This is a genomic window from Vibrio sp. V39_P1S14PM300, assembly GCF_009904765.1.
In the GTDB taxonomy this organism is placed as follows: domain Bacteria; phylum Pseudomonadota; class Gammaproteobacteria; order Enterobacterales; family Vibrionaceae; genus Vibrio; species Vibrio proteolyticus.
In genome coordinates, this window is sequence record NZ_WXWP01000394.1 from 1 (window position 1) to 7,131 (window position 7,131).

Below are 7,131 nucleotides of genomic sequence, written 5' to 3' on the forward strand. Positions count from 1 at the left end.
GGCTTACACCAGCCGCTTTAATCATTTTATTCAAAATATATTCCTCTGTTAGAAGGTTCTGCCGATAGTGAAAGTGAAGAATTCCTCATCGTCACCTTCGTAAATCTTAATAGGTTTCGCAAGTGAGAAGACCAGTGGTCCCATTGGTGACATCCATTGCAGGGCTACACCGTATGATGCGCGATAATTCGTTGGATCTGAGTAGTCATAGTAGTACTTGTCACCATAGTCTGCACCGCCACTGCGGTAATCAAACTCAGTATCCCAGACACTGGCAGCATCCAGGAATACGCTGGTACGGATCTGGTTACGCACTTCATCCGACGCAAATGGCGTAGGGACGATCAGCTCCAGACTGGCCAGTGCCACCGCGTTACCACCGACCGAATCATCCGTTGCTGTATCCGCACCGTTGTTCGAGCCGGAGTAATCTCGGTACACCGCTTTCGGGCCAGCGCTGTTCGAACCGAAACCACGCAGCGAGGTAAAGCCACCGGCATAGAAGTTTTCATAGAACGGGTACAAATTATCGTTGCCGTCGGTTTCGCCGTAACCATTGCCGTACCCCAAACGACCACGCATCAGAAGAGTAAACTCATGCTTTTTGGTCAGTGGGATATACTGACGGATATCGTACTGCAGCTTAAAGTACTGCGTGTCAGAGCCAGGTACGGTTACTTTTGCCGAGGCACGTTGGTAATTACCTGCGGTCGGGAAATAGCCCCGGTTGAGGTTGTTGCGTGTCCACGACAAATTGATATCGAAATCATCGGTTTGCAGGCTGGTCGCATTACAGTCGCCCATACTGCACAAGAACTGTTCAATCTGCAGATATGGGGTCAGGTTACCGATGTTGTTGTGCGTGTAGCCAACACCGAACTCAAAACGGTTCAGCTCATCAAACGGGAACCCCCACGTCAGGCTGGTACCATAACTTTCGTTGGTATAGTCGACGATACCGGCTTCTGAAGCTTCAAACTCGTTGTAGAAGATCTTGCCGCCCAGGCTGACCCCATCCAGGTTCCAGTACGGATCGCGATAGTCGAGGCTAATGTTCTTCTGATAATCGTTCATCATCGCGTTGATGCCGACCCGGTTACCACTGCCCAGGAAGTTGTCTTGTTGCAAGCCTACCTGGAAGCTGACACCCGACTCTGTACCATAACCGATACCAAAGTTAACACTGCCTGAGTTGGCCTCTTTGACCGTGTAAACCAGGTCAACCTGGTCTTCACTGCCCGGTACGCGCACCGTTTGCACGTCCACGGTTTCAAAGAACCCCAGACGGTTGAGACGGGTTTTACCGGTCTCGATCGATTTCGAGTTCAGCCAACTGCCTTCCATCTGACGCATTTCGCGACGCAGCACTTCATCTTTGGTTGAGTTGTTCCCGACAAAGCGGATATCGCGCACGTAGATACGGTTGCCCGCTTCGACATTCACGATCAGAGACACTTCCTGGTTTTCATCATCAAACTCAGGAATGGTACGAACCTGGGGATACGCATAGCCCGCCTCACCCAGCGCTTTCTTGACACTCTCTTCGAGCGCAGTGACTGACGAACCGTTGTAAACATCGCCGTCTTCAAACGGCACCATACCTTGGAATTCTTTCTCTTTGCCGATCAGTTCCCCCCGGAACTGCACGTCTTTTACCTTGTACGGTTTGCCTTCATCCAGACCCAGAGTGATGTAGACGCCTTTTTTATCCGGTGAAATCGCCACCTGAGTCGAGGTTACCTGAAACTTGAGGTAACCGCGGTCAAGATAATACGATTTGAGCGCTTCAATGTCGCCGGCCAACACCTGTTTCTGATATTTGTCATCGGACAGGAAGTTCCACCATGAAACGTCCACATTGAGATTGAAGCGGCTAAGCAGCTCTTCGTCGGAAAAGACCTCGTTACCAATAAAGTTGATCTGCTGGATTTTGGCCGACACGCCTTCGGTGAAGACAAATTTCAGGTCAGCACGATTGCGTGGCAACGGCGTTACGACCGCTTTTACCGTCGCATTGTATTTACCAACGCTGTAGTAGAAATCTTCCAGGCCTTTTTCGATGTTAGATAACTTGGTGCGATCCAGCGCCTCACCCACCCGGATACCGGACGCTTCCAGGTTTTGAGTCAGTTGCTCTTCTTTGATCGCTTTATTTCCGGAGAAGGAAACGCTGGCAATTGTCGGACGCTCTTTGACCTGCACCACCAGCACATTGCCGTCGCGCAGGACTTTGACATCCTCGAAGTTGCCCGACGTGTACAGGGCCTTGATGATTTCCGCCACATCCTGACTATCGACGTTATCACCAATTCGAACGGGCATTTTCAACAATGCCGCACCCAGTGCCACACGTTGCAAACCTTCAATTTTAATATCCTGAACTACAAAGTTCTCTGCTCCGTTTGCGGAAACACTGGTCGCCAGTAACGTCGCAAACAGAATTTTTTTCATCGCCATACTTGTTTTAGTTATTCCTTACAACAACCCGATGCCCTATTTAAAGGCGAGTAAAATCATTAAATATTGCCACAGCCATTAAAGAAAAAATAATCACGCCGCCGATTTTATATCCCATTTCCTGCACTTTCTCAGGTACGGGACGACGTATAATCGCTTCAATAGCAAAGAACAGCAGGTGGCCACCATCCAACATTGGCAGAGGGACTAAGTTGATAATTCCTAAGTTGACACTGATTAGCGCCAAAAAGCCTAAGAAGTACACCAAGCCATAATCCGCAGTGGTTCCAGCGCCTTTCGCAATCGAAATCGGGCCACTGAGATTATTTAAACCGACATCGCCAACGACGAGTTTTTTCAACATCGACATGGTCAAATCAATAACCTGACCCGTCTTTTCAACCGCTTTACCGATTGACTCAAATACACCATATTGCAGCTCAAAGCGATAACTTTGCGGCCATTCTGCGACTTCCGGAGCGATTCCTGCGAAGCCGATCGTCTGGCCTTGCGCCTGTTTACTGTCCGGTGTCAACGTCAGGGTGCGGGTTTCACCAGCGCGATCAATCGTCAGTGCCACAGGCACATTCGGACTCCCTTGAATCAGCTCGACCACCTGTGTCCATTCCGTGAGCGTTTGATCATTGGCCCGCAACAGCGTATCGCCACGTTCCAGGCCGGCTTTGGCTCCTGCGCCATTTTCCGACACGTTGCTGATGGTAAGCGAGATGTCCGGCGTAAACGGTTTAAAACCTAACGCTCCCATAGCAGACTCTTTTTCTGGATCAAAGTTCCACTCGGACAAATCCAGATTCAGTGTCTGCGGTGCGCCCAGCCCATCGGCTGGTGCCACGGTCAGAGTCATGCGCGGATCACCGATGTGTGAGATCAACGCCATATTCACTGATTCCCAGTCTGCGGTTTTGACGCCCGAGACCGCTTTAAGTTCCATATCCTGTTGCAAGCCCGCGTCTGCCGCAATGGAATACGGGGTCACTTCACCAACAACTGGCTTCACAGCCGGAATGCCAATCAGAAACACCAGCCAGTAGGCAAAAATGGCAAACAGGAAGTTAAACACGGGGCCTGCGGCCACAATCGCAGTGCGTTTCCACAACGCTTTGCGGTCAAACGCCAGATGCGCTTCGTCAGCACTAACCTCATCTACCCGGCTGTCGAGCATCTTGACGTAGCCGCCAAGAGGAATCACGCACAGCGCGTATTCTGTGCCGTCTTTCCCCTGCTTGGTCCAAATCGATTTACCGAAACCGATGGAGAAGCGCTCGACTTTCACGCCACAGCGACGTGCGACCCAGAAGTGACCAAACTCATGCACCGCCACCAGAATGCCCAGGGCGATAATAAAAGAAGCGAAGTTCCATAAAATACCGGTCATAGCGAACGCTCACGTACAATTTCCAGGGCTATACTGCGAGTCATTCTATCTAGCTCAATCAGGCTTTCCAAGTCGTAGCACTGTAACAAGCTATGAGTCGAACAAATTTTTGACATGGCTCTTTCATTTACCTCAGCAATGTCGGTAAAACGGATACGCTGATTGAGGAAGGCATCGACAGCCACTTCATTGGCGGCATTGAGTGAGGTCGTCGCATGCTGACCTTCATAACAGGCATCAATGGCCAGTTTAAGACACGGATAACGGTCGTAATCCGGTGCCATAAAAGTCAACTCACTTAACTGAGTAAAATCCAAGGGCTGAACGCCCGCCGGCACGCGCTCTGGATAAGCCATCGTCAGAGAGATAGGTGTTGCCATGTCCGGTTCGCCCATTTGAGCCAGTAGTGAACCATCACAATATTGCACCATGGAGTGAATCACCGATTGCGGATGGATCAGCACTTTCAGCTGATCACGTTCGGTGTTGAACAACCATTTGGCTTCGATGTATTCCAGACCTTTGTTCATCATGGTAGCGGAATCCACAGAGATCTTCGGTCCCATCGACCAGTTTGGATGGGCAATGGCCTGTTGCGGCGTCACCTCGGCCAGTGAGGCAATATCACTGTAGCGGAACGGACCGCCAGATCCGGTGAGCAGGATGTGCTGAATACCATTGGCTTTGAGGTCACTGCGCCCCAGGTTGACCTGAACGTCCGTTGGCAGACACTGGAATATCGCGTTGTGTTCACTGTCCACGGGCATGATTTCGGCACCGTACTTTTCAACGGCATCGATAAACAGTTGCCCAGACATCACCAGGGCTTCTTTGTTGGCCAGCAATACACGTTTGCCCGCTTTGACTGCGGCCATCGTCGGCATCAGGCCGGCTGCGCCTACGATGGCTGCCATGACCGTATCGACTTCATCAAAGGAGGAGATGTGACACATGGCCTCGACGCCAGACAGTACTTCAGTGGTCAGCTTTAACTCAGCCAATTGCTGTTTGAGTAACAGCGCTGCGTCGTCACAGGCCATCACGGCATATTTCGGTCGCCAGGTTTCGCACAACTGGCGCATTTTGTCTACGTTGGTTCCTGCCGCCAAAGCCACGACAGAAAACTGTTGTGGGTTCTGTGCGACCACTTTCAATGTACTGGCACCGATGGAGCCCGTTGCACCGAGGATTGTTAACTTACGCATAGCAAGAGACCATTAATTTTACAGGCAGGGATGCCCTGCCCGTAGAGATTAGAAGACGAAGTATAGAAGAGCAAAGACCGGGAAAGCCGCTGTCAGGCTGTCGATGCGATCGAGAATGCCACCATGCCCCGGGATGATATTACTGCTGTCTTTAATCCCGGATACACGCTTGAACATGCTTTCAACCAAATCACCTAACACGGAGATCACCACAGTGATCAGCGTGATCACCAACATCACGGCGTGATTGGTAAAAGTAATATCGAACCAGTCCGCTGCAACCCAGCCCACCACCAGAGCTGTGAGAATGCCGCCAATCAGGCCTTCAATGGTTTTATTTGGACTGACGTTCGGCGCCATTTTACGTTTGCCCAGCGATTTGCCGGCAAAATACGCCCCGCTGTCAGCCGCCCAGACTAATAAGCATACAAACAAGACCAGTTTGGCACCGTGATATGGATCGGAGTCAATGCCTTCAGCACGCAGCAGTAACACGCTCCAGAAAAATGGCAATAGCGTCAATATGCCAAACAAGTGACGCAATATCGTGGAATTTTGCCAGCCATCGCTGGATTTAGGGTACGTGATCGCCATCAAGCTGGAGATCACCCACCAAATTCCACCAATCGTCAAAATCGCGTAATGAGCGGGAGTCAACGTATTGAGACTCAGGACATCCGACTGGACGAAAAACAGGCTCGCGCCCCCCACCACAACCGCCGGGATCAACGCCAGAACACGGGAGCGGCAATCAACAAATTGTGTCCACTCCCAGAAGCCGACGAGAGTGACCGCTGCAATCGCCGCCATAAACCATGGTAGCGGCAGCATAAAAATGCCCAGAATAACCAGAGGAGCTAAAATCAGCGCCGTAATAATTCTTTGCTTCAAACTGATGAATCCTTTATGAGTTGTTCATCAATGCCTTGATTTGTTCACCGGTACAACCAAAGCGTCTTTCACGATTAACAAACCAAGTCACTGCATCTAATAAGTGCTCTTCTCCAAACTCAGGCCAATAAACCGGAGTAAAATACAGCTCAGCATACGCCAGCTGCCAAAGCATAAAGTTGCTGATCCGACATTCACCACTGGTGCGGATCAACAGGTCAACATCAGGCAGATCGGCCATAGTCAGGTGTTGAGCGATCAGCTCTTCTGTCACATCTGACGCCTGAAGTTGCCCGTCCTGAATCTGCTGGCCCATCACTTTCATGGCCTCGGTGATGTCCCATTTGCCGCCATAGTTCGCCGCAATGTTGATCACCATGCCTGTGTTGCCAGCGGTCATCGCTTCCGCATCGGCAATTTTCGATTGCAAACGCTGGCTGAAACGGGTCTTGTCGCCAATAATGCGCAGACGCAGGTTATTTTTGTGTAATTTCTTCACTTCTGTCGACAATACGCTGATAAAAAGCTCCATCAGAACGCCAACTTCTTCTTCTGGTCGACGCCAGTTTTCGCTGCTAAACGCAAACAGAGTGACCGCTTTAATCCCCAACTTGGCGGCTGTCGAAATGGTTTTTCGTACCGCAGCCACTCCATTTTTATGCCCGAAAACTCGTGGTTTACCCTGAGCCTTTGCCCAACGGCCATTGCCGTCCATGATGATCGCGATGTGTTGAGGTAAAGAGTCAGGAGAGAGTTGTGAGTTCTGCATAAGGAGGTTATGTGGGTTATCAACGGGGCATAAGAGTAGCACAAAAAAACGCTGTGCTGCGAGCACAGCGTTTCCAGAAATGTCGAGTTTATAGGCGATTACACTTCCATCAACTCTTTTTCTTTTGCAGCCAGTGCTTCGTCAACTTTCTTAACAGCTGCATCGGTGAGTTTTTGAATCTCGTCTTGTGCTTTGCGATCTTCGTCTTCTGAAATTTCTTTGTCTTTCAGAAGTGCTTTCAGTTCGCTGTTAGAGTCACGACGGATGTTACGGATCGCCACACGACCACCTTCGGCTTCACCACGTACGATTTTCACCAGATCTTTACGACGCTCTTCCGTCAGCGGCGGCAGCGGAACGCGGATCACAGTGCCTGCTGACATTGGGTTCAGGCCCAGGTCAGACTGCATGAT

General features: G+C 50.5%; 6 protein-coding genes. All 6 read right to left on the bottom strand.

Going from position 1 to position 7,131, the window contains the following annotated elements; translation table 11 throughout:
- Window positions 1–48 precede the first annotated feature (48 nt).
- Window positions 49–2,457, bottom strand: coding sequence for an outer membrane protein assembly factor BamA (gene bamA, locus CAG65_RS20520; RefSeq protein ID WP_021705837.1), 2,409 nt, complete (start codon window positions 2,455–2,457; stop codon window positions 49–51).
- A 40-nt stretch (window positions 2,458–2,497) separates the two neighbouring features.
- Entirely contained in the window at window positions 2,498–3,853 is a 1,356-nt protein-coding gene (gene rseP, locus CAG65_RS20525) for a sigma E protease regulator RseP (protein ID WP_161454822.1), read from the bottom strand.
- The gene (ispC, locus tag CAG65_RS20530) at window positions 3,850–5,058 is read right to left on the bottom strand and encodes a 1-deoxy-D-xylulose-5-phosphate reductoisomerase (protein WP_021705839.1); all 1,209 of its coding nucleotides are present in this window, start codon (window positions 5,056–5,058) and stop codon (window positions 3,850–3,852) included. The genes rseP and ispC overlap by 4 nt, the downstream gene beginning before the upstream one ends.
- A 48-nt stretch (window positions 5,059–5,106) precedes the next feature.
- Complete coding sequence (locus CAG65_RS20535) at window positions 5,107–5,949, bottom strand: phosphatidate cytidylyltransferase (RefSeq protein WP_161454823.1); 843 nt, start codon at window positions 5,947–5,949, stop codon at window positions 5,107–5,109.
- A gap of 13 nt (window positions 5,950–5,962) precedes the next feature.
- The gene (locus CAG65_RS20540; protein ID WP_161454824.1) at window positions 5,963–6,718 is read right to left on the bottom strand and encodes an isoprenyl transferase; all 756 of its coding nucleotides are present in this window, start codon (window positions 6,716–6,718) and stop codon (window positions 5,963–5,965) included.
- Between the two features lie 98 nt (window positions 6,719–6,816).
- Window positions 6,817–7,131 (bottom strand): ribosome-recycling factor (locus tag CAG65_RS20545; RefSeq protein WP_161454825.1); only part of this gene is annotated, 315 nt, incomplete at its 5' end.